Source organism: Chlorobiota bacterium (assembly GCA_016700335.1).
GTDB lineage: Bacteria > Bacteroidota > Ignavibacteria > OLB7 > OLB7.
Genome location: CP065014.1, coordinates 1,385,427 through 1,408,761 on the forward strand (window position 1 = coordinate 1,385,427; position 23,335 = coordinate 1,408,761).

The following is a 23,335-nucleotide window of genomic DNA, read 5'->3' on the forward strand; positions in this document are numbered from 1 at the left end:
CTTTTATATTAACTAAAATGAAAAAATTAATTTCTATCTTTTTAATAGTATTGACTTTATCAGTACTTTCAATCAAAAAATCTAATGCACAGTTAAATGGAACATTTGTTGGTGCTAAAGTAGGTTTTTTATTATCTCAAAAATTTGTCTTTGGATTGTTTGGTGATTTTGCATTAACACCAAATTTTGGAATCGAACCAGGAATTGATGCAACAGCATACTCAGATAATAAAGACAGAACTATTATTAGACTTTCAATGGAAGCAAATGGTAGATATTCTTTTCCATTTCAAGGAAAAACATTTGAAGGATTTGCAATAGCTGGTCCTGCTTATGTAATTGATAGAACAACAGGTGAAACTTATGGTGCTTCTTCAGACAAACAATTTTTTAGAATTAATTTAGGTGGTGGAATTACATTTAATAATAGATCAGAAGGGCAGATTTTAACTGGTGTAAAGGTTAATTTTGATATAGGACAAAACGGAAGTGACGTACAAATATTTGTGGGATATAGATATTTCTTATAAAATAACTTGTTTTAGTTTTAGGATTTAATTTAGCATTAAAAGATATTTCATAAATGAAATTTTGTTTAATGCTTTTTTATTTAGTGATTGAAAAATATTGCAAAAAAATTTGTTTATCAGATAATTATTTCTAACTTAATTAATTGTAAATAAACGAATTTATTTGTATATTTTAGAGTAAATGTAATTGTTTAAAAATTGTAAAAACTATTTTAATGAAAAGTATATTAAAGTTTATATTCTTAATTTTAATTATTGCAAATGTTAGTAATTATGCATTATCACAAGGTACTTTAAAAATTACTTCACCTGTAACTAAAGACTTATGGGCTAGTACTGAAATTATTAAATGGACATTTTCAAACGTTAATTTAGTAAAGTTAGAATACACAATTGATGGTGGAAAGAAATGGATATTAATTTCAGATACTAATAAAGCTTCTGCTAGACAAGTAAATTGGAATTGTCCAAATTTAACATCTGCAAATTGTTTAATAAAAATTTCCGATAAAGATAATCCACTGATAGAATCAACTTCAGGTACATTTAAAATAATACCAACTCCAACTCCAAAAGATTACACAATTCCTATAAAAGTAACTTTAATTGAAACCCCACCTTCTATTAAGTTTCAATGGGATTTAGATACAAATATGGATCAATATACTATTGAAAGAAAAAGAAAAGAAGATATTGATTGGGTTGACCAAATTGCTGATCTTCCTTATAATGCTACATCTTTTATAGATACGAAAGTTATTATTGGTGAATCTTATGAATACAGAATTATTAAAACTAATAGAATTTATTCAGCATATCAATATATGTTTTGTGGAATAAAATCATCAATAAATGAGTTTAATGGTACATTGCTTTTGTTAGTGGAAGAAAGCTTAAAAGATTCCTTAAATGTAGAAATTAAAAATTTGAAAACAGATTTGATTGGTGATGGGTGGAATGTTATCACAAAGTATATTTCTTCAAAAGAAAAAGTTCCTGATGTTAAGAAAATTGTTAAAACTGAGTATAATACAAATAAAGTTAAATCTATATTTATACTCGGACATGTTCCAGTACCTTACTCTGGTAATATTGCACCAGATGGTCATCCAGACCACGTTGGAGCTTGGCCCGCAGATGTTTTTTACGCTGATATTGATGATGAATTATGGTCTGATACAGAAATAAATAATTCAAAAGCTTCGAGAACTTCAAATAAAAATATTCCAAATGATGGTAAATATGATCAAGGTGAGTTACCAAGCAGAACTGAAATGCAAATAGGTCGAGTTGATTTGGTAAATATGTCACAGTTTAAGCTCAATGAAATTGGTTTGTTGAAAATGTATTTGGAGAAAAATCATAAGTTTAAACTTGGTATTAATAGACCAATTAAAAGAGGCTTGATTGATGATAATTTTGGAATGTATGGTTCTGTTAATGGTGGATTTGCTACAACTTCTTGGGGAGGCTTTTATTCTAATTTAGGTGTTGAAAATACATTTGCTGATAAGTATATTGGAAAATTAAGTAAAGAATCATACCTATTTTCTTATGGTTGTGGAGGAGGTACATATACTAGTTGTGGAGGTGTTGGAACAACTTCAGATTTTGTTAACAATGAAATTAATTCTGTATTTACATTTCTTTTTGGTAGTTATTTTGGAGATTGGGATGTAGATAATAGTTTCTTACGAGCCCCATTAGCTGCTAATGGTATGGCTTTAACTTCAGCTTGGTCAGGAAGACCTTTTTGGCATATTCATCATATGGCATTAGGCGAATCTATAGGTTATTCAGCGTTTGTTTCTCAAAATAACCAGATAGATAATATAGATATTTACAATCCAGGATTTGCAGCTCCAGGGGTTCATGTTGCATTAATGGGAGACCCAACACTTAGATCTTCATATGTATTGCCAGTAAAAAATTTAATCTTAAATTCAAATGATAACTCAAATGAACTTAAATGGGATCAATCTTCAGATAATGTTATAGGCTATAATGTCTACTCATCAAAAAGTATAAATGATAAATTTAGAAAGATCAATAAAGAAATTATAAAATCTGAAAGCTTCATAGATTCAAATTTTTACAATGGTAAAAATGTTTATATGATTAGGGCTGTAAAATTAGAAAAAACTCCAAGTGGAAGTTATTATAATATGAGTATTGGATTGATTGATTCTATTATCGGAATAACTCCTCAGTTAACAAATAGTCCAAATTTAATTTTTCCTAAAAAAGATACAATTAATAGTGCAACAAACGGGTATGTGAAATTCGGATTAATTAATCGAGCAGAAAGTTATAATATCCAAATTTCAATAAATAATAATTTTCAAGATCCATTAATTAATTCTAATCAGATTGATTCAGTTTATTTGTATAAGAATTTAAAATCTCAAACTAAATATTATTGGAGAGTTCAAGGTGTAAATAGTTCAAGTACTAGCCCCTGGTCTGAAGTTTGGACATTTACGACTGGATCAATCTCTGATGTGGTTATAAGTAACAGATCTAAACTACCAAAACAGTTAAAATTGAAATAATCTAGAATTAAAAATTAAGTTTTAGAATATGTTATTTATGAAGTATCTAGTAATTCTATTTGGATGTTTATTAATGTTTAGTGTTTGTAAATCTCAAACAGATTTTAGATCAAAAATAAAAGTTGACACAAATAAAATAAAATCAAATGATTCAAATGATATTGAAACTGATGATACTTTAGATTCCGATGATTTAGTATATAATGATACAACTAGTTCAATAAAAACTGATTCAGTCAATAAAAAAACTAGTTTAATTACTTATATAAAAACTAATGAAACTTCAAATACTGAAATAGTTGATTCAAAATTATTTGATTATTCAGATGAATTTAAAATAATGAATTCTGTAGTTTGTGGCGATTATAGTCCATACAATAATTTGTTATCAAATTATTTATTCACTCCAAATTCAGGAAACCAAGCAGGGTTATATAAGGATTTAATTTATCAAGGGATTAAATTAAAAGGTTCAGATTATAATTTAAATAATTTGAATTTTAATGATGAGTTTAACATTGATTTTCTTCCTCTCTTATTTATAAATAACATTGAGTTTGAATATGGAATCAACTCAATTATAAATTCAAACAATTCTGTACCAATTTCAATTCTACTTAACAGTAAGAATGATAATGTTATAGGTAGTTATACTAATCTAATGTTCTGTAATAATTACAACTCTTCAACAATATTTGATGGGAATTATAAAAGATCATTTGATAATAAAATTAATACTTCTGTTGGATTTCGACAAATTAAAGGTAATGGAGACTTTAATAACCAAAAGAAAATTATAACCACTCTTGGAGCTCAATTATATTTCCCTTTGTCAACAAAATTCAATATAAATATTGATAACATTTATTCCAGTAATTCTATCGGAGAAAGTATGGGAATCATTAATGACTCCATGTCAATATTAAATCCAAAGGATGTTGTTAATGATACACTTACTAAAGTTAATGTTTATAATTTATTAGGTATATGTGGAGATTACATTATAAATGAAAAAGAAAATATAGATATAATCTTAACTTTAAATTACCAATCAGATTATTTTACATCACTCAATAATACTATATCTTTAACTCCTAGAAATTCTACAAAGTTTACCACTGATAAAACAATAACTCTAAATTATTCAAAAGAATTTATTAATAGTGATTTAGATATTACATTGAATTTAGGTAATACTTCAAAAAAAACTTATTACCAAATTGGAACTTTATATAATTTTTACACTGATTATTCAAAAATAACATTAGGTACAAAATTTTATTATGAAGGAGGTGTTAATTCAATTTATGGTTTAGATTATGTTTATTATATAAATGAAAATTTTCATTTATATTCATCTTTTTGTAAGAATTTAATTTTAAAAGATAAAGTTAAAATTGATCAGTTTGTAGATTCTTATTTTCAATTAGGTGCAAGGCTTTTAGATGAGAATTGTTTAAACACAAGTATTTTTTATATGAAAGAAAAGAATTTAAAAAAGATTTCTGAAAAAAGTGGTGTCAGTTTGAGTTTTAAATTCCCTTTTTTTAACTTTACAATATATTCATCTAATAATTATTATTTTAAAAATATAGATTTAATATATTCTTTCTATTCTAATAATCAAGTTGAATATTTATTAGGACTATTTAACAAAAATTTAGAAGTCAACTTTAAAATTGGATGTGAACTTACTTCATTTAATAATTATAATGTTAATACTAATCTAACTGGTAGAATTGGGAATTCATTTATAAATATTGGATTAAATAATGTTTTTAATTCATATTTTGAAACTATTATTGGCTTTCCATATAGATCAAGGAGTTTTAACTTTGGTGTTAATTGGTCATTTATTGATTAAAAAAAAAGCTTGTAATTTATAATAAAAAAACTCAAAGTATTTTTATTACTTTGAGTTTTTAAATTTAAGAAGTTTAACTATTTGATTACAATAAAAGAACCACTAATTTTTTTTGTACCAATAATCATTTCATATTGATAGCTACCATTAGATAAAGAGGATACATCTATTTCAGTTTTACCATTTTCTATATTTGTTTGTAAACTACTAACTAAATATCCATTCGAATTATAAATAATCAAATCTGATTTTGCATTAATATTGTTAGGTAAAGTTATATTAAATTTATTTGATACAGGATTTGGAAATAATTTTTCTACAAAAATTATCTCATTTACATTTCCAATTGAGCATAAATCAAATTGTTTAATTTCATTAGCATTTGAAAATTTGAGTTTGAAGCAAGCAACCCCTGCAAAATCATCTGCAACAATACCAACTTTAACTTCACTTTCACCCTTAGCAGGAATTACTGCTGGGGCAGATGGATTGCTTCCTGGTGGAAAACAAAGCTCACCCATGCAAATACTCCAACTCCAGTCGGCACTTGGGAATTTTGTATCTTCCATTACTGCAGTAACTGAAATTTCTTTATCAGTTAAATTCTTTAATATTAAATGATAATCATGAGATTTTCCAGAAGGAATAAACCTAACAGTATCTGTAAGTTTTATACTGAAAGATTGTTGAGCCTTTAAAAATTTAGTTGCAGACAATAACAAAACTAAAACTAAAATTTTTTGAATTAAATTTATTTTCATATTATTTTACTATAATTAATTTATTTGAAACTATGTTTTGACCATCGCTAACATTTAAAATGTAATTTCCACTAATAACTGTTGACAAATCTAATGAAATATCTTTGAATGAAACTCCATTATTATATAAACTAGAAATCACAATTTTAGAATTCAAATCTAAAATTTGAATAATTAACTTAGTATTAATCTGATTCTTAAATTTAATATTTAATAAATTCTTAGTTGGAACTGGAGATAAACTCATATTCGACAATTGTGAAATTGATTTTTCTTCTTCAACACTTACAATAGGACCATCAGCTTTTAATGTAAAGATTTTATCGACAACACTTGAAGGAGTAGCCAAAGGGCTTGAATATCTTATAGTAACTTTTGATTGTCCTGTTGGAGTTAGAATAGAACCTGCAACCACTTTTAAATTAATCCTAAGAGTATCTAACCTATTTAAAGTATGAGAAACTGGACCACTTTCACTTATCGGAAGAAATACATCATCTTTTCCTATAGCACTTGACCAATCAGAAGTTGGTAATTGGTTATTAATTCTAGTAATCTTAATAGGATAACTTTGATTAATTTTGTTACTAACAACAGACTGAAAAACAACAGTATCTCCTGTTGTACATAATTTAGTTGCCGTTCTTACAGTTACATCGAATGGTTTATCAATTAATTCAGGTTGTAAATCAGTAACTAAAGTTTGTAAAATTTCTGCTGGTTTGTTATTTTCATTTCTATGAACTATCAAGATTAGTTTTCCTTTGGTACCATCAAGAACTTTAGAATTAAATGTAAGTTTAACTTTTGATTTAGAAGAAGGAATAATTACTCCATCTTCAATTGAATTTGTTTCAAAAATAATTGGAGAACCAATATTAGATGGTGCCATAGTTCTAACAACATGATTATGAATATAATTACTGTTTGTAGTACTACCATCTCTTTGAGTGGCTTTTATATTATCTTCAGTAACAATTGCAGTTACATAAAATTTACTTGATGAAAACAATGGTTGAAATGTTTCAATTCCTAATGTTAAATTTACACTTTTATCTCCATCATCATAAGACAATTCTTCAATATTAGCTGAAACCGGAGCTTCAGGTATATTTTCAAGTAAAGTTCCAGCCCAACCGTTCCAAGAATCAAAAGTTGTACTTTCCAACATTCTTTCTGTTTGAGAAGGGAATAAAAATCTGTTGAAAGAAGCTCTGGGAATTGTTCTAATTCCAAAGGAAGTGCCAAGTAAATCTCCTTCTTGAGTTTTCAATTTATCTAGTGGGGTACCAGATTCTATGTGATATTGAGCAATAACAACTTCATCACCATAACTTTCAATTAAATCAAGAATTTCTTTATCTGCATCTTTAGCTTTGGGGTTGCCAGTACTTGTAAACTCCTCAACTAAAACTTTACTTTTTTGTGGATTCAAATTTTTTCTAACATAAAATCTAACAGTTACTGAAATTTCATTTCTATCTTTTTCATTAGTACCAAATTTCAAAATAGTTTTATAATTTCCTTCAGTAACATTTTTTGCTGTAAAAGTGAAAATTGTAGAACTACCCGGCACAACATTTAAAGTACTTGAAGAGCCAGTTAGCCAACTAACTCCAGTTGTTATAGCTCCTTGCAGTGTTGATGCACCATTGTTTGAAACTTTAATTTTAAATACTTTTTCCTCAGAAGTTTTTGCTAATAATAAAACAGTTGTATCACTTATACTTCCAATAGGAAAAGACAAACCACCATCAACAAATTTAAATACCTTATCTCCATAAAATCCAGATACATAATACATAGCATTCCCATCTCCTGGCATATTTGTAGATGATTGTAAATTGATTATAGGAAGTGCATATGTAGTTTTCCATTTATCATCTGATGGGTCATAATAATAACATGAATTTATAGTGCTTTTTCCAGTTGCTCCAGCACAAACGTAGAATTTACCATTAGAAACTCCACCCGAAGCTAATGTTACTCCTACTGGATAATCTGCAATTTTACTCCATGTAATAGATCCATTACTATAAGTACCTTTGAAAGCTTTTTTCAAATACTGAGTTTGGTCATCTGATCCACCAACAACATAAATTGTATTTCCAACAACACCAGCTACAGACTTTGAACATTTATATGGACCTTCAATAACATCATATGAACCAGAAATTGGGTCATAAATAGCAGAGTTTTCTGACTCTTCCTTAAGGTTAACACCAGATTGAGATAAAACTTCACCACCAATAAGCACTATTTTATCATCAACAACAGCGCCAGCCATATACCTAGAAGGTTCTGGTTGCCTCATTAAACTATCATATGAATTCGATGAAGGGTCATATTCTGTAACATTATTGTTGAAATAAACTTTTAAATCATTTCCAATACTATAACTTCCACCAATTATATAAATTTTTCCATTTACAGCTCCAGCAAAACCAGCAGATCTTTGAATTGGTAAATTTTTAATTGGAGTCCATTGAGAACCAGTAAATTTCCAAGATGATTGAGTCTCGCTTGTAATTGAACCACCATAATCACCTATTCCACCAAATGAATATATTGTACCCTTTAAAAAAGTATTCATAGATAAATTCTTTTGTTTGGGTAATGGTTCAATTTCAGTCCATTGAGCAATAATATAATTATGATTAAACAAAACTAACAATAAGTAAAGAAAACTAATTTGAAAAATGTTTTTCATTAAATAAATTTGAATTGATAGTAATTAACATATACAAATATCGTTAAAAATAATAGGCGTTACAAAACTTTTTTAAGTTATATAACGCCATATTAGATTATAATAAATTCACTCTTAACAATTTATTATTAACGAACTACATTCATTTGGCGATACAAAGTTTGATCACCTGATCTCAACATCACATTATAATTTCCACTAGGAAGATTTTCAACATTTACTTCGATTATATGTTTTCCTTCAGACAATTTACCTTGATTTAAAGTAATAAGACTTTTACCATCTTGTGAAAAAACAGTTAAAGATGTATTTAATGAAGATGGTAAAACAACTTCAAAATTTGTTTTTAAACTTGCAGGATTTGGGAAATTTTGATTAAAAGTAACTCCACCAGCGATTACTGGTTCAAATGAAACACCAGAACCACCTTGGTTTGATGCTACCTTGAAAGTTTCTTCATAAGAAACAAAGCCATCTGTAGTTTCAAATTTCAAAGTTATAGATCCAACTTCATCCCCAGCTTTAGAAGTAGTAACTTTGATACCAAATTTAATTTGCTCATTATCATTTAAAATCTGATCAACTTTATCTCCTTCTTTTATTGGTTCAAAGAAACCATCTGTTCCAACTGCAATTTTCCAACCTGATGGAAGTGTAACTTTAGATGCAGAAATTTTTAGATTTGTTTTAGAAGAATAATTATTAGTCAAAGTTGCATCAAAGATTGCATTATCTCCAGCATTAACAGCTTTTTTAATTACAGGTGTACTTAATGTGAATGCAGGTCCCATTGCTGTAGTTGTAAATATCACATCTTTATCAGGATCTCCATCAGGAGATGAAACGTTTAACTTAACTAAAGATTTTTCTCCTTTAACAGATCCAGAAGTTACTTTTATAGTGTAAACTAATGACTCACCAGGAGGAATAGTTTTAGTAATTTTTTGTCCATCAGCTGCATCATTACAATTTCCATTAATACATAATTCAGTTTTCCAAAGTGTACTTGGTTTTTGAACGCTCAATACTTTTAAATTTACAGAAATTGGGGATGTTTTCAAATTTTTAACTGTAGCTGTATATTCAACAACTTCTGTTGGTTTTGTTGATTTTTCTGTTGGTCCATTACTGAACTCAAATGCAGGAGGAGCAGCATTTACATTGATAACGAATTGTTTGCTAATTGTTGGATTACCTTGTGGTGAAGAATAATCTAAAGTTATTGTACCTTTAGAAGCAGGAGTATTACCAACCATTACCTTTAATGTACATGTTGCAGTTTCATTAGGTTGTAATGGTTTAGTCAATGCTTGTCCTGTAGATAAATCGTTATATGTAGACCCAAAACTTAACTTAGCACTCCAACCTGGAGCAGTTGGGAAAGTCATTTCTGTTGGCTTAACACTAACTGTTACCGGTACAGTTTGCAGATTTTTCATTGTAAATACAAAATTTTGTTCAGTATTCGCTTCAACGTTTCTAGTTGTTTCATTTGCAATTAATTCATATGCAGGTGAAACTTTAGAAGTTAAATCAACTTGTTGAGCTTGAATAATAGTGTTATAATTAATAACATTGTTATAAGTAAAATTATCAGCTATACAAAAGATTGTTTTGCCATTTTCAGGAACAGTAACAAGTGAAGTAAAATTAATATTGCTTGTTATAACTGTACCAGCTAAAACCATATTATTTACAATTTGCTTAGCCGGAATTACTAATTGCAATCCATTTTCATTAGGATACATCCCACGAACAACTTCATTGTGAATGTTGTTGTTTGGGATATTATGAGCATCTGCTTGATCGTAAATTAATTTATCTTCAATCGGAATTGCTGATAGGTAATAACCCATTGGTCCAGTTGCAGTACCCCCATTACTTAAATTTAATTTAACTTGAGTAGGCATATCAACGTTAAATCGGCAAGTAATTGTTGCACTAACTTTTTTTGAAGCTGGATCATAATTATAATTATCTATTTCAACATTAATTTTAGCGTTTGGTTCATTATTTAAAATTTGATCAATAGTACTTGCAAAATTACTTGTTGTACCATCTGTATTTGTACTGAACCCTAAAGCTCTGACAGAGCCTCCTTTTCCATCTGAAAAAGTAATTCTAGAAATTTCCATGGTAGGATAACCTCCAAACCCAGCTTTTGCAATGAACTTATCTCCTGCTGCTGTACTTCTAGTTTCACCATTTGCGCTACTATAACTAGCTAGAACAATAGATTCTGGATATTTTTCTCTTAAATTATCAAAAACTGGCATTGCTAATGTGCAATGAGGACACCACCCACCAGTAATTTTTTCTAACATGAGTACATGCTTTTGAGCTTGTGAAAAAGCATGATTATTACATACTCCTAACATCAATACAACTAAAGCAGTGATGTGTAAAAAGTTAAAAATTAATTTCTTCATTGGTTAAAATTGTTTGGTTATAAAATAACAGCTATATATATTAATAAAATATTAAAATTCCCATTTAAAAATTAATTGCTAAAGTAATTAATTTACAGCAAATACACAATAATATCTTTTATAATACTATTAGCTTGACACCAAAGTAGTTGTAAAAGTTTCAGTTGGTAATATAAAATAATTATTGTTAAATAATCTATTCAAGATAACTTTGTAAAAATAAATTGGAAAGATGCAGGAGTGGTTTAACTGGATCGCCTGGAAAGCGGTTGTGTGTGAAAATGCACCGAGAGTTCGAATCTCTCTCTTTCCGCCTATAAATTAATCATTTTTAAAAGGGGAACAATATCAATTATATTTAGTCCCCTTTTTAATTAAAATTTTATTTGAATCAATGAGAGTAGTTTTTAATATTTTAATTTATCTTTCAATTGCAATTATTTTAGGTAGTATTTTATTCTTTGGGGTAATAGTAGCCCCATTGGTTTTTAAATCTGGTATGCTTCCTAACAAATCAATAGCAGGTTCTTTAAATGTAGCTATTCTCTATAGAATGTGTTACTTACATATAATTTGTTCAATAGTATTATTTTCATCATTTTTATTTAAAGTAATTTCTTACAAAAAAAAATCTTTTTGGTTAGCTACAATATTATCAGTAGTTGTTTTAGGAATTTCAATTTATAATTTCACTGAGCTATTACCAAGAATGGATAAAATAAGAATAGCTATTGGTAATTTTGATGAAATACCTAAAGAAAAACTTTTACTTAAAACTGAATTTGATTTTGGTCATAAAAAATATTCAACATTAGTTAAAACAATTCTTGGGTTAAGTTTTATTCTTTTAGTAATGAACAATACTGCTTCAGATGAAAAAAATGAGATTAAAAAATTTAAGAGTAATAAAAAATTAATTCCAGATTTAAAAACGGCTAAAATTGAAATTGTTAGAAATCCTATTTCAAATGATATTATTCCTGAAAAACAAAATGAAGTACCAAATATTTCTACTTCAATCAATTTGGAACAAACAGATAAAAATCAAAATCCAATTAACTAATGAGATATTGCTTATTTGAAGACTCTGAAGTTAACAATTTTAATCCAATAGTTCTAACAAAACATTTAAGCGGCGTATTTGTTGGTGCTTATACTCAATTTGAAAGGTTAAAGAAATTTATTACCTCTAATTCAAATATTATTCTATTTGGAAGAGAATATTTATCTGGAATATATGATGATATTGCACCATATTTTTCAAATTCAAAATCTGTTCCAAATTCAATTTTTATTAATTCAAAAGTTTTTTTATCAAATGAATTATTTAGTAGTTTTCCTTTATCAAATAATTGGGTAATTACTCAAGATCAAGTGATAATTGCTTTTAATGTTGATGAAGAAGTAATGCAATTAATTGTAAATTCTAACTTCGATTTTAAAGTTATTAACAGTTTGAAAAATCAACAAATTATAGATAGCTCTTTGTATAAAATTTATAGTTATTTATGGGACTTAATTGAAGATAATTCAAATGCAATTAGTTATGATAGAAAGTTTTTTATTGATAAATCAACAAATAAATTCAATGAAATTTACAAAGTAAATGAAAAAGACATATTAATTGGAGAGGATTGTAAAATTGGTTGTGGTGTCATATTAGATGCATCTTCTGGAGTTATACTAATTGGAAATAATGTTTCAATAATGCATAATTCAGTTATAGTTGGTCCTTGTTTTATAGGTGATAATAGTGTAATTAAAATTGGAGCTAAAATTTATGAAAATACATCTATCGGTAAAAATTGTAAAATTGGTGGTGAAGTTGAAAACTCTATAATTATTGGATATTCCAATAAACAGCATGATGGTTTTTTGGGACATAGTTACATTGGAGAATGGGTCAATATAGGAGCTGATACGAATACTTCAGATTTGAAAAATAATTATGGAGAAATTAAAGTTCAATTAAATAATAAGACTGTTAATACAGGTAGATTATTACTTGGTTCTATAATCGGTGATCATTCTAAAACTAGTATAAATACTATGTTAAATACTGGAACAATTGTTGGAGTTTTTGCAAATATATTTGGGTCAAATTTCCCAAGTAAAAATATAAAATCATTTGCATGGGGTTTAGATGAGAATTTTAAATTTAGAAAAGAGGATGCAATTCAACTAGCTAAAATTGTTATGAAAAGAAGAAAGATTGATGCATCTGAAAATTATTTAAAATTGATTGATTATTTGTATGAGCAACTTTAATTTTTTTAATAATATAAATGTTATTGGAACTAGTGGATCAGGGAAAACTACTTTTTCAAAAAGTGTAGCAAACATTTTAAATATAAAATATATTGAGTTAGATAGTTTGTATTGGAATGCAAATTGGGTTGAATCGGATGATACTGAATTTATTAGAAAAATTAAAGTAATTATAACTTATGAAAAATGGGTTATAGATGGGAACTATTCAAGATTTAGAAATGTTTTTGAAAGTAAACTTGATACAATTATAATTTTAGATTATCCCTTCTTTTTCACATTATTTAGAATTGTAAAAAGGACATTTAAAAGGTATATTAGAAATGAACAACTATGGCATCAAAATACTGAGTCTTTGTCAATGATATTATCTAAAGAATCGATAGTTTTATGGATGTTAAATACATATTTTAAAAGAAGAAAAATGTATTCAAAAATACTTTTAAACAAGAATCAAATCAACACCAAAATTATTAGACTAAGATCTAATAGTGAATCAAATTTATTTTTAAAAAAATTATATGAAACAAACTGTTAATTTTAAATTAATACTCTTAATAGTTATAGTTACTTCAATTTTAAGTTCATGTTCTTCTAGCAATAGAATTACTTTGCCTTATTATAAAGATGATGATTTTAGAAATAAATCTATAATGTTAATTTCTCCAATTTCTGATAATATTAAAATTGACAACCCAATAGGAGTTGGGGTTATACGTGGTGTTGATGAAAGAAGTGTTAAGGAAGTAATTTTTAATGAATTTACTTCAGAAATACCTTCTATTTTTAAATTAGACTTAGAAAATGAAATTAACATTTTACATTTTTACAAACAATCTGTTGCTGGATTCTACCCAATTAATTTAGTTGCTGATTTTGATAGTTGTATTCCTAAAAATTGGGATAAGATGAATTTGTTAAATAAAAATGGAAATATAGATTACTTTATAGTAATTGATAATTTAAGGATAAGTAACCAAAAGTCATCAATTCAAGATAAGGATAAAGTTGGTAATGAAATTACAGAGTTTAATTATTCTTTGTTAGATTTAAAGTTAAGTAAAGTAATAAGTTCTGGATTTTTAAAAGTAGAAAAAGAATTCCCTAGAACTGTAAATTCAACTTTACTTAATTTAGTTGATGAATTCTGTAAAAAATTACCATTTCCAAGAAAAAACAAATAATACAAAAAGTTTCAATTAATATATTGTTTTTATATAATAAGTTATTAATTTTGCTAAAATCATAAAACTTTAATGGCTAAATACGTACTAGAATTTGAAAAACCTATATTAGATTTAGAAGATAAAATTGCTGAAATGAAGGGGATGTCTGAAGAACTTGATATTGGACCTGCTATTAAAGTTTTAGAGAACAAAGTAGAAGAGTTAAAGGTTAGTATATATTCTCAACTTACACGGTGGCAAAGGGTTCAGTTGGCTCGTCATCCAGACAGACCTTATACATTAGATTATATTAAATTAATTTGTTCAGATTTTATTGAACTACATGGTGATAAAAGTCATGGAGATGACATGGCGATTGTTGGGGGAATTGCTCAAATTGAAGATTTAAAATTAGTTATAATTGGTCATCAAAAAGGACATGATACCAAAGAGAATTTGAAAAGAAATTTTGGTATGCCAAATCCAGAAGGTTACAGAAAAGCACTAAAGTTAATGCGTTTTGCTGAAAAATTTAAAATGCCCGTAGTCACTTTTATAGATACTCCAGGAGCATACCCAGGAATAGAAGCAGAAGAGCGAGGACAAGCAGAGGCAATTGCAAGGAATTTATTTGAAATGGCTAAGTTAAGAACACCAATATTAAATATAGTTATTGGAGAAGGTGCATCAGGAGGAGCATTAGGGATTGGAATGGGAGATTGTTTGATGGTTATGGAAAACACTTGGTTTTCAGTAATTTCTCCAGAATCTTGTTCAAGTATTTTATGGAAAAGTTGGGATTACAAAGAGCAAGCAGCAGAGGCTTTAAAACTTACTGCTTTTGACTTAATTAAACAAGGAATAGCAGATGATATAATTAAGGAACCCTTAGGTGGAGCTCATGTTAATTACGAAGAAACTTCAATAGAATTAAAAAACAAAATATTATCTAAAGTCAAAGAATTAATTTCATTAGATATAAAAGAATTGCTCAACAAACGTCATCTACGTTATGACAAAATAGGTATATGGAACAACTAGTTCATAACCAAAATTATTAAATTAAAGTGAATAATTTTTACAAACCAGAAGGGGAAAAGAGAAATCCAAATTTCTCAAGTAGAGGCACTAACTCAACAAATTTCAATGATAGGAGTAACAATAATAGGAATTATCGTGATTCAAAACCTTATAGAGAACCACAACCAAACTTGCCTAAAAAAGTAAAAGTAATTTCTAAAATTACTCTTGTTAAATTATTAAATAAATCTAAAATTGCATCTCATAGAATTGCAAAAAAACTAGTACAAGTTGGAAATGTAAAAGTAAATAATGAATTAATTTTAAATCCATTTAAAGAATTAACAGCAAAAAAAGATAAAGTTTTGTTGAATGATGTGGAAATTCATATTTATAAAAGATATTTCTATTATATTTTTAACAAACCAATTAATGTTGAATTAAATGAAAATGATGTTAAATTTTCTGAACAATTCGGTTTTACAAAAGGATGGGAATTTCTTTTTGGAAAGTTAAGAAAAAGTATGCAAGGGTTAGTCTTAATATCAAATGATCCTAGGTTCCATTCTATGAGCCATTCTGTCAATGAAGAATTACAAATGACTTATAGAGTTAAAATCAATAAAATACTGACTGATAAAAAAATAAAAGACTTTAAAAAAGGAATAGAAATAAGTGATAAAGTTAAATTTATTCCAACTTCTATTGTTATAGTAAATTCATCTAAAAAATCACAAAATTTTGATATTACCATCTCTTCAAATTTGTCATTCGAGTCAATCTTTAAAGCATTTAAAACGTTAAAGTCTGAAGTAACATCAATCAGAAGAACCCAAATAGGATCAATAAACGAAAAAGATGTTCATCCAAATGAATGGAGAGAACTTACTAAAGAAGAATTCGAAGAATACAAACTTCATACTTTCATGAGAGGGGAATTACCTCCAGATCCAAAGCCAGACAGGAAATTAATTGTTAAGGCAGTAATTAAACCATATGATTCATCTAAGAAAAAGTTTTCAGATGAAAGACCTAGAAGAAGCTATACAAGATATCAACACAATCCAAGTACAGAAAATGGCACATATAGTCCAAGAAGAAGTTATGATAATACAGATCAGAGGGTAGGAAATTCAAATCAAAGAATCAGAAGTAGTCAAAATAGTGATTCTTCACATAGAGAATATGGTGGTTATAATCAAAGCAAATCAAATTCCGGAGGCTACCAACAAGGTAGATCCAATGCTGGTGGATTTCAACAAAGAAGTAGAACTAATCAAACAGATAGGTTTCAACCTAGGAATGATAGAAATCAATTTGGAAATCAACCCAGAAGTGAAAATCAGGATAGAGGCTATCAAAGAGATCAACAACCTAGAAATAGTAGATTCAATGATCAACAAAGAAGTGAGAGAGGTGGTTACAATGATCAACAAAGAAGTGAGAGAGGTGGTTACAATGATCAACAAAGAAGTGAGAGAGGTGGTTACAATGATCAACAAAGAAGTGAGAGAGGTGGTTATCAATATAGAGATGAAAGAAGAAGTACAGGAGCTCAACAAGGAAGTTATAAACCTAGGAATGTAGAAGGTGGCTACAGACCTAGAAATGATTCTCAAAATAGTGAAAATTTTAATAGTAAATATAGAGGAAGTAATTCTTCAAATTCAAACCGATATAACCATAGTAACAACAATAATAATTATGGAGATAGAGCAAATAACAACAGATATGAAAGTGATGGTGTAAATAGAATCGATAAAAATGACAACAGAAGTAATTTTGAAAGAAATTATAATAAGGATAATAATAGCTCTAATAGATATCCTCCACAAAACGAAAAGAATAGATATAAACCAAAAAACCAAGGATATTCTAGAGGATATAATAGTAGTGGAATTTCAAAGGATAGAGGAAATACAAATTTTGGAAGTTCAACATATGGTAACCCTGGAGTAGGGGGCTATAATCAGTTTGGAAATAGAAATCAAGGATTAAAACATAGGAAAAGTTTTGATGAAGAAAATAATAAAACTGATTCTAACAAGCTTGAAAATGAGTAGTAGTATGTTTTAAAAAACAAACAAATAATATGAATCTTTGAAAATTTTATAATTTTGAATATTAGATTAAGTCGGTATAGGAATTTGTTATTCTTATTTTTGTTTTTATTAACTAGTTGTAGAATTCCTCGAATCCCAATTAAACAATCAGCAAAATTTATTGAAGAATTTAAAATTAATGATTGTTTAATAAAAAAATACACTGTTGCAAAATACACCAAAACAGATTCTTTAAATAAAATTTTGAAATATGAATATCTTCCTAAAGACATTTATATTGTATCAACCAAAAATGATTCTTCAAAGTATATTTTAGTATGTGCTTGGCAAGAATATTTATGGAGATTGAGTGAAAAATTATCTAATGTAGATAAACCATACTATTCTCCAATATTGAATTTATTTAATACCTCATTAGATTCTATTAATATAGTTTGGATGTACCCAAACTTAGATGATCGTGACAAAGACTTAAGAAATTCTAATAAAAAAAGAAATAATTATTGGTCAATAGATTTGTTTACATCTGGTAAGCCAATTATTGAAAAGTATAATACAACTCAAACTTCATATCCAGTAGAAAATATGTATAATCCTTTAGACAGATTTACTGAATCAGGAACTTACATAAGATCAATGATTGACACAAATTTAATTAATAATAGTTTTAAAAATGTTCTAAATGATTTTACTATTTTGATTTCAAAAAAATCAAATATTGAAAAGTCTAATTCTTCTCAAAACAAATAAAATTATTTTTTATTGTATGTCAAATAGAGAATTGAGTAGAGTTGCATTTAAGATAATGTATGATGGAACCAACTATTCAGGATGGCAGATACAAAATAATTCTAAGTCAATTCAAGGAATAATTCAAGAAGCCCTAGTTAAGTTAACATATAACATTGAAGTTAAATTAATTGGAGCGGGAAGAACAGATACTGGTGTTCATGCTGAAATGCAAGTTGCTCATGCAGATATTTATAAAAGATTTGATAATCATATACTTAAAGAAAAATTAAATTCATTATTACCAAATTCAATTTATATTTCTGATGTTGTTGATGTTTCTAATGATTTTCATTCTAGATTTTCAGCAATTAATAGAGGTTATAAATATAAAATATCTTTAATTAAAAATCCTTTTTTAAACCGATATAGATATTTTTTGTTCAAAGATTTCAACCCTGAAATTTTAAATTTGTGTGCAAACAAAATAATTGGGAAAAAAGATTTTACATTTTTTTCCAAAAATAATCCTGACACATTAAATTCAATATGTGATGTTACTAAAAGTGATTGGGAAATTGGTAAGGATTATCTAGAATACAATATCGAGGCAAATAGATTTTTATACGGAATGGTAAGATTAATATTAGGTTTTCAAATTGATTGTGCAACAGGTAAAAGAGTTCATTCTGAATTTGACGAATTGATAAATAAAAAAGAAAGATCTAATCAAAGTATGATGATAAAACCAAACGGATTATTTTTAACTAAAATTGAGTATCAACATTTTTCATTCTAAATATTATGACTAAAATTAACAAATTAAATTTTGTATCTGGAATACTGATTTTGTTTCTATCATTATTTTTAATTCAATGTGGATTAAATGTTTTTCCTTTATCTCAAGACACTCAACTCGGTTCTGAAATGGACAAAGAAATAAGACGCAATCCTCAACAGTACCCAATCCTAAATAATAATTATGTTCAAAATTATGTTCAAAATTTAGTGAATAAAATTTTAATTTCACCTAAGATAAAATATAAAAAGAACTTTCCTTATAAAGTAACGATTATTAATGACGATAAAGTATTAAATGCTTTTTGTACACCTGGAGGATATATCTATGTCTATACTGGTATTTTAAAATACCTTGAAGATGAAGCCTCTTTAGCTGGTGTAGTAGGTCATGAGATTGCTCATGCTGAAAATAGACATGGCACTCAACACATGACTAATAGCTTAGGTTTAGAGGTTTTAGCATCTTTAGCTCTTGGAAATAACCCATCAGAATTAACTAAAGTAGCTGCTAATGCTGGAGCACTGATTGCTATGTTGAAAAATAGTCGAGAAGATGAAACAGAGGCAGATAATTCATCATTTGAATATTTGAGGAGCAGTAATTATTGGCCTGGTGGAATAAAGAAATTTTTTGAGAAAATGTTAGCTGAAAAAGGTAATCGCTCTACAGGAGGAAAATTAGATGAATGGATGTCAACTCATCCCTTACCACAATCGAGAGTAGATAATGTAAATAATCTTTTAAGAAAAAATAATATTCCTTCTCCAGGTCCACAAAATTTGATGGCTACAGAGTATAGAGATATGTTAAAACAACTTAATAACAGATAGTTCTATTTTATAATTATCTTTTTTTCAATCATTCTTCTTTAGAATTAAATCATATATAAATGTTTTTAGATAAATATAAATCATCATTACACAATTCAAATAATAGCAAACTATGTATTGGATTAGATATTGATGTTACTACTTTACCTTCACTTTTCAAAGAAAGTATAAATCCAATTTTTGATTTCAATAAATTTATAATAGAAAACACTAAAGATTTATGTAATGCTTATAAATTAAATTTTGCATTTTATGAATCATGGGGAATAGAATGTTTTAATATTATTGAAAATACATTAAAATTGATTCCAGATGAAGTAATAAAGATAGCCGATGCCAAAAGAGGCGATATAGGTAATACTTCAAAACATTATGCAGAATCAGTTTTTAATAAATATAATTTTGATGCAATAACAGTTGCCCCTTATATGGGAATAGATTCCATAAAACCATTTTTTGGATTTAAAGATAAATGTGTTTTTGTATTAGCTTTAACTTCAAACCCTGGTTCTGATGATTTTCAAAGACTAGTTTTTGGAAATGAAGCATTATACAAAATAGTTATTAAAAAGTGCTTAAATGCCTTTGGAGATAATGGTGATCTAGGTTTTGTAATTGGTGCTACACACCCTGATGAGTTAGCTGAAGTTAGAGAATTAGTTGGAAATAATGTACCACTATTAATTCCTGGGGTTGGAGCTCAGGGTGGGAGTTCAACAGAAACCATAAAAGCAAATAATAATGGTGTTGCATTTATCAACGTATCAAGAGGAATAACAAAAATAGAAAATCAAACAGAAATTGAATCGCAGATTAGATTAAATACTATTGAATTTTCTAAAAACTTAATTTAAAACATTTTATTTTAATTTATAGTAAGTTAAAAGTTTATTGGAATTATAATTTAATTATTTATATGAAAACAATTTCTTTATTAATACTCTCTTTGTTGGTGATGATTTCAACATATTTTATGACTAAAGACTATTTAAGTTTGAACAATAGTTCTTTAATTAAATTTGATGTTGAAGCTGTAAATGAAGAACCAGGATTGCGTGAATCTCAAGAATTTCTCAAACTAAGAGATCCAAATCTAAATGTTGTTCCAAATAATATTAGAAGTAAAGAATTAAATTTTGCTAAGAGATTATCAAATTACAATTCATTAAGTAAAACTTCAAAAATTGGTTTATCCTGGAAAAACATTGGTCCATATAACCTAGGGGGAAGAACAAGGGCTTTAGGCTTAGATATTAATGATAACAATATTATAATTGCTGGTTCAAGTAGTGGAGGTATTTTCAGAAGTATTGATAACGGTTCTAGTTGGAACAAAGTTTCAAAAACAGATCAATTACCTAACACAACTTGTTTAATACAAGATTTAAGAAAAGGAAAGGGTAATATCTGGTTCTGTGGAACTGGTGAATATCGTTCACCAAGTATAAGGTTTGGAAATGTATTATTTAGTGGAGATGGAATTTATAAATCAATAGATAATGGTTTGTCTTGGAACTTACTTCCCTCAACATCAACTTCAAAACCTAACCTACAAGATAACAGTTTTGATTATATTTATAAAGTTGATTTAGATAATTCTAAAATTGACGAAGACATTGTTTATGCTGCAACTTACAAAGGCATTAGAAGAAGTTCTAACGGCGGTTTAACTTGGGTTAATTCTATTGGTAATGTTAATACTCAAAACTGTTACTCTGATGTTTGTGTTACACCAAGTGGTCAAGTTTATGCAACAATGAGTTCATCGAGCGGTCTCGGTGGGATTTATCATTCTAGTGATGGAGTTAAATGGGAAAAAATTACTCCAGAAAATTTTTCAGATTCTACTCAAAGGTTAGTTGTTAGTTATCCTCCAAGTAATGAATCATTAATTTATGTTTTAGGTCAAACTCATGAATTCGGAAAAAAAATTGATGGATTTTATGGCTTTCCTGAATGGTCTGCTTTATTAAGATATAATGTGAATAATAAGAGTTGGATTAATTTATCTGATAATTTACCACCTGATGCTCGTAACGGATTCAATTCTCTAAATTCTTATGCAATGTATTTAAAATTTAACCCTAGAAATGAAAAGATAGCATTCTTGGGTAGTGCAAATTTACACGTATCATCCGATGCATTCGAGACTACTAATTATAGATGGATTGGTGGGTATCCAAGTCAAGGAAATTGGGATGAAAATGGTGCTTTACATCCAGATCAACATACATTAGTTTTTTCAAACAGAGACACAAATGTTATCTATTGTGGGAATGATGGTGGTGTGAAAAAAGTTGATTATTCTGAAGTTAAAAATGAAGGTAACAATTGGGTTCAATTAAATAATGGATATATAACTTCACAATTTTATTCTGTTTCAATTGATAAATCAGGATTAACAAATTCTGTTGTTGGTGGTGCTCAAGATAATGGTTCTTGGAGATCTATCAAACAAATACCAAATGATAATTGGGAGAATGTTGGAAGTGGTGATGGTTGTTTTTGTTCAAATCCAGGAGGAGGTTCAGTTTATACTTCAAGTCAAAATGGATCCATTTATAGAATTGATTCATCAGGTGGTTTTGATTATATAAATAAAGGAGGAGATGCTAATTATTTGTTTGTAAATCCATTTTTTATGCCTGATAGTGATAATATGTATATTGCTGCTGGTTCCTTCATTAAGATTGTAAAAAATTTAAATTCTAATATTAGATATGATTACAACAATCCTTCACCTGGAATTACTATGGAAGGTACAAGACTCAATGACAATATGCAAATTTCAGCATTAACAACTTCTGGTGATAATTTGTATTATGGAACTACAAATGGACACATATTTAAGACAAGTAACAAAAATGATTTAGAATTAAAATCATTTGAAATTACTGGTAATGAGTTTCCTAAAAATGCATATATAAATTGTATTGTATCAACAGAAAAATATCCAGATTTAATTTTAGTAGTTTTTACAAATTATAATGTTAACAGTCTTTTTCTTTCAGAAGATGGTGGGAAGAATTGGAAAAATATCTCAAGTAATTTAGAAGAATCCCCAGATGGAAATGGCTCTGGTCCTTCATGTAAATGGGCATCTATTGTACCTCAACAAAGTAAATCCGAACCATTTCAAATTTTTGTTGGGACAAGTATTGGTTTGTTCTCTTCAAGTTATAATGAAAAAGGGAACTATATTTGGTCACAAGAAGGTATCAATAATATTGGTAATGTAATTGTAGATATGATTGATATTAATTTTAAAAATGAAATAGCTATTGCAACATGGGGTAATGGAATTTATACAAGTAAGTTTATACCTTCTTCGATTATAGATAATACTACAACTAATAATAACATTTCTACGTTTTATATTAAAGGAAATATTATTAAAAACAAATTATATTTATTTGTAAACAATATTAATAAAGTATCTATTGAAAAAAATATTAATATTTATAATAATTTAGGTTTGAATTTTATTAAAAAAGAAATAATTATAAACCCCGGGAAAAATGATTTATCGATTGATGTTTCAAATTTACCAAATAGTAATTACTTTCTAGAAATTGATGGGAAAACTACAAAATTTATTATTCAGAAATAAA

The 23,335-nt window shown here is 27.5% G+C and carries 17 protein-coding genes and 1 tRNA gene; 15 read left to right on the top strand and 3 right to left on the bottom strand.

All coding sequences use genetic code 11. From position 1 onward, the window contains the following. The first annotated feature begins 17 nt into the window (after positions 1 to 17). The 3 genes from IPP08_05705 (at position 18) to IPP08_05715 (ending at position 4,946) form a co-directional block, all read left to right on the top strand. A complete protein-coding gene (locus IPP08_05705) occupies positions 18 to 530 on the top strand; it encodes a hypothetical protein (protein QQS67658.1) in 513 nt (170 codons plus the stop codon). A 215-nt stretch (positions 531 to 745) separates the two neighbouring features. Next, the gene (locus tag IPP08_05710; GenBank protein ID QQS67659.1) at positions 746 to 3,082 is read left to right on the top strand and encodes a fibronectin type III domain-containing protein; all 2,337 of its coding nucleotides are present in this window, start codon (positions 746 to 748) and stop codon (positions 3,080 to 3,082) included. A gap of 37 nt (positions 3,083 to 3,119) precedes the next feature. Then, the gene (locus tag IPP08_05715) at positions 3,120 to 4,946 is read left to right on the top strand and encodes a hypothetical protein (protein ID QQS67660.1); all 1,827 of its coding nucleotides are present in this window, start codon (positions 3,120 to 3,122) and stop codon (positions 4,944 to 4,946) included. Positions 4,947 to 5,023: 77 nt separating this feature from the next. Here the strand turns inward: IPP08_05715 and IPP08_05720 are convergent, their stop codons facing one another. From IPP08_05720 to IPP08_05730, 3 genes are all read right to left on the bottom strand, one after another. Further along, on the bottom strand, positions 5,024 to 5,707 hold the full coding sequence (locus tag IPP08_05720; GenBank protein QQS67661.1) for a T9SS type A sorting domain-containing protein: 684 nt from the start codon (positions 5,705 to 5,707) through the stop codon (positions 5,024 to 5,026). A gap of 1 nt (position 5,708) precedes the next feature. Beyond that, complete coding sequence (locus tag IPP08_05725) at positions 5,709 to 8,417, bottom strand: Omp28-related outer membrane protein (protein ID QQS67662.1); 2,709 nt, start codon at positions 8,415 to 8,417, stop codon at positions 5,709 to 5,711. A 128-nt stretch (positions 8,418 to 8,545) separates the two neighbouring features. Further along, positions 8,546 to 10,846: a T9SS type A sorting domain-containing protein gene (locus IPP08_05730; GenBank protein ID QQS67663.1), complete on the bottom strand. Its 2,301-nt coding sequence runs from the start codon at positions 10,844 to 10,846 to the stop codon at positions 8,546 to 8,548. A 226-nt stretch (positions 10,847 to 11,072) separates the two neighbouring features. Here IPP08_05730 and IPP08_05735 point away from each other — a divergent pair. From IPP08_05735 to IPP08_05790, 12 genes are all read left to right on the top strand, one after another. After that, positions 11,073 to 11,159 (top strand) — tRNA-Ser (locus IPP08_05735). Positions 11,160 to 11,240: 81 nt separating this feature from the next. Continuing rightward, positions 11,241 to 11,909, top strand: coding sequence for a DUF4149 domain-containing protein (locus tag IPP08_05740; GenBank protein ID QQS67664.1), 669 nt, complete (start codon positions 11,241 to 11,243; stop codon positions 11,907 to 11,909). Further along, a complete protein-coding gene (locus IPP08_05745; GenBank protein QQS67665.1) occupies positions 11,909 to 13,114 on the top strand; it encodes a hypothetical protein in 1,206 nt (401 codons plus the stop codon). The genes IPP08_05740 and IPP08_05745 overlap by 1 nt, the downstream gene beginning before the upstream one ends. Then, complete coding sequence (locus IPP08_05750; protein ID QQS67666.1) at positions 13,101 to 13,652, top strand: adenylate kinase; 552 nt, start codon at positions 13,101 to 13,103, stop codon at positions 13,650 to 13,652. The genes IPP08_05745 and IPP08_05750 overlap by 14 nt, the downstream gene beginning before the upstream one ends. After that, positions 13,636 to 14,298 carry a hypothetical protein gene (locus tag IPP08_05755; protein QQS67667.1) on the top strand — a complete coding sequence of 221 codons (663 nt, stop codon included), beginning with the start codon at positions 13,636 to 13,638 and terminating at the stop codon, positions 14,296 to 14,298. Before IPP08_05750 ends, IPP08_05755 begins: the two co-directional genes overlap by 17 nt. A 72-nt stretch (positions 14,299 to 14,370) precedes the next feature. Next, a complete protein-coding gene (locus tag IPP08_05760; GenBank protein QQS67668.1) occupies positions 14,371 to 15,321 on the top strand; it encodes an acetyl-CoA carboxylase carboxyltransferase subunit alpha in 951 nt (316 codons plus the stop codon). A gap of 26 nt (positions 15,322 to 15,347) precedes the next feature. After that, entirely contained in the window at positions 15,348 to 17,363 is a 2,016-nt protein-coding gene (locus IPP08_05765) for a hypothetical protein (protein ID QQS67669.1), read from the top strand. Between the two features lie 99 nt (positions 17,364 to 17,462). Beyond that, positions 17,463 to 18,113 carry a hypothetical protein gene (locus IPP08_05770; GenBank protein QQS67670.1) on the top strand — a complete coding sequence of 217 codons (651 nt, stop codon included), beginning with the start codon at positions 17,463 to 17,465 and terminating at the stop codon, positions 18,111 to 18,113. Positions 18,114 to 18,129: 16 nt separating this feature from the next. Then, positions 18,130 to 18,891 (top strand): tRNA pseudouridine(38-40) synthase TruA, encoded by a 762-nt coding sequence (truA, locus tag IPP08_05775; GenBank protein ID QQS67671.1) that lies wholly within the window; start codon positions 18,130 to 18,132, stop codon positions 18,889 to 18,891. Positions 18,892 to 18,896: 5 nt separating this feature from the next. Further along, a complete protein-coding gene (locus IPP08_05780) occupies positions 18,897 to 19,724 on the top strand; it encodes a M48 family metalloprotease (GenBank protein ID QQS67672.1) in 828 nt (275 codons plus the stop codon). A gap of 59 nt (positions 19,725 to 19,783) precedes the next feature. Beyond that, complete coding sequence (gene pyrF, locus IPP08_05785) at positions 19,784 to 20,578, top strand: orotidine-5'-phosphate decarboxylase (GenBank protein ID QQS67673.1); 795 nt, start codon at positions 19,784 to 19,786, stop codon at positions 20,576 to 20,578. Between the two features lie 62 nt (positions 20,579 to 20,640). Next, on the top strand, positions 20,641 to 23,334 hold the full coding sequence (locus IPP08_05790; protein QQS67674.1) for a hypothetical protein: 2,694 nt from the start codon (positions 20,641 to 20,643) through the stop codon (positions 23,332 to 23,334). Position 23,335: the final 1 nt, after the last annotated feature.

Coding starts and splice junctions, on each gene's coding strand:
- IPP08_05730 (QQS67663.1), bottom strand. CDS start 10,846: ATGAAGAAATTAATTTTTAACTTTTTACACATCACTGCTTTAGTTGTA.
- IPP08_05780 (QQS67672.1), top strand. CDS start 18,897: ATGACTAAAATTAACAAATTAAATTTTGTATCTGGAATACTGATTTTG.
- IPP08_05740 (QQS67664.1), top strand. CDS start 11,241: ATGAGAGTAGTTTTTAATATTTTAATTTATCTTTCAATTGCAATTATT.
- IPP08_05720 (QQS67661.1), bottom strand. CDS start 5,707: ATGAAAATAAATTTAATTCAAAAAATTTTAGTTTTAGTTTTGTTATTG.
- IPP08_05760 (QQS67668.1), top strand. CDS start 14,371: ATGGCTAAATACGTACTAGAATTTGAAAAACCTATATTAGATTTAGAA.
- IPP08_05790 (QQS67674.1), top strand. CDS start 20,641: ATGAAAACAATTTCTTTATTAATACTCTCTTTGTTGGTGATGATTTCA.
- IPP08_05755 (QQS67667.1), top strand. CDS start 13,636: ATGAAACAAACTGTTAATTTTAAATTAATACTCTTAATAGTTATAGTT.
- pyrF (QQS67673.1), top strand. CDS start 19,784: ATGTTTTTAGATAAATATAAATCATCATTACACAATTCAAATAATAGC.
- IPP08_05710 (QQS67659.1), top strand. CDS start 746: ATGAAAAGTATATTAAAGTTTATATTCTTAATTTTAATTATTGCAAAT.
- IPP08_05705 (QQS67658.1), top strand. CDS start 18: ATGAAAAAATTAATTTCTATCTTTTTAATAGTATTGACTTTATCAGTA.
- IPP08_05715 (QQS67660.1), top strand. CDS start 3,120: ATGAAGTATCTAGTAATTCTATTTGGATGTTTATTAATGTTTAGTGTT.
- truA (QQS67671.1), top strand. CDS start 18,130: ATGTCAAATAGAGAATTGAGTAGAGTTGCATTTAAGATAATGTATGAT.
- IPP08_05745 (QQS67665.1), top strand. CDS start 11,909: ATGAGATATTGCTTATTTGAAGACTCTGAAGTTAACAATTTTAATCCA.
- IPP08_05750 (QQS67666.1), top strand. CDS start 13,101: ATGAGCAACTTTAATTTTTTTAATAATATAAATGTTATTGGAACTAGT.
- IPP08_05725 (QQS67662.1), bottom strand. CDS start 8,417: ATGAAAAACATTTTTCAAATTAGTTTTCTTTACTTATTGTTAGTTTTG.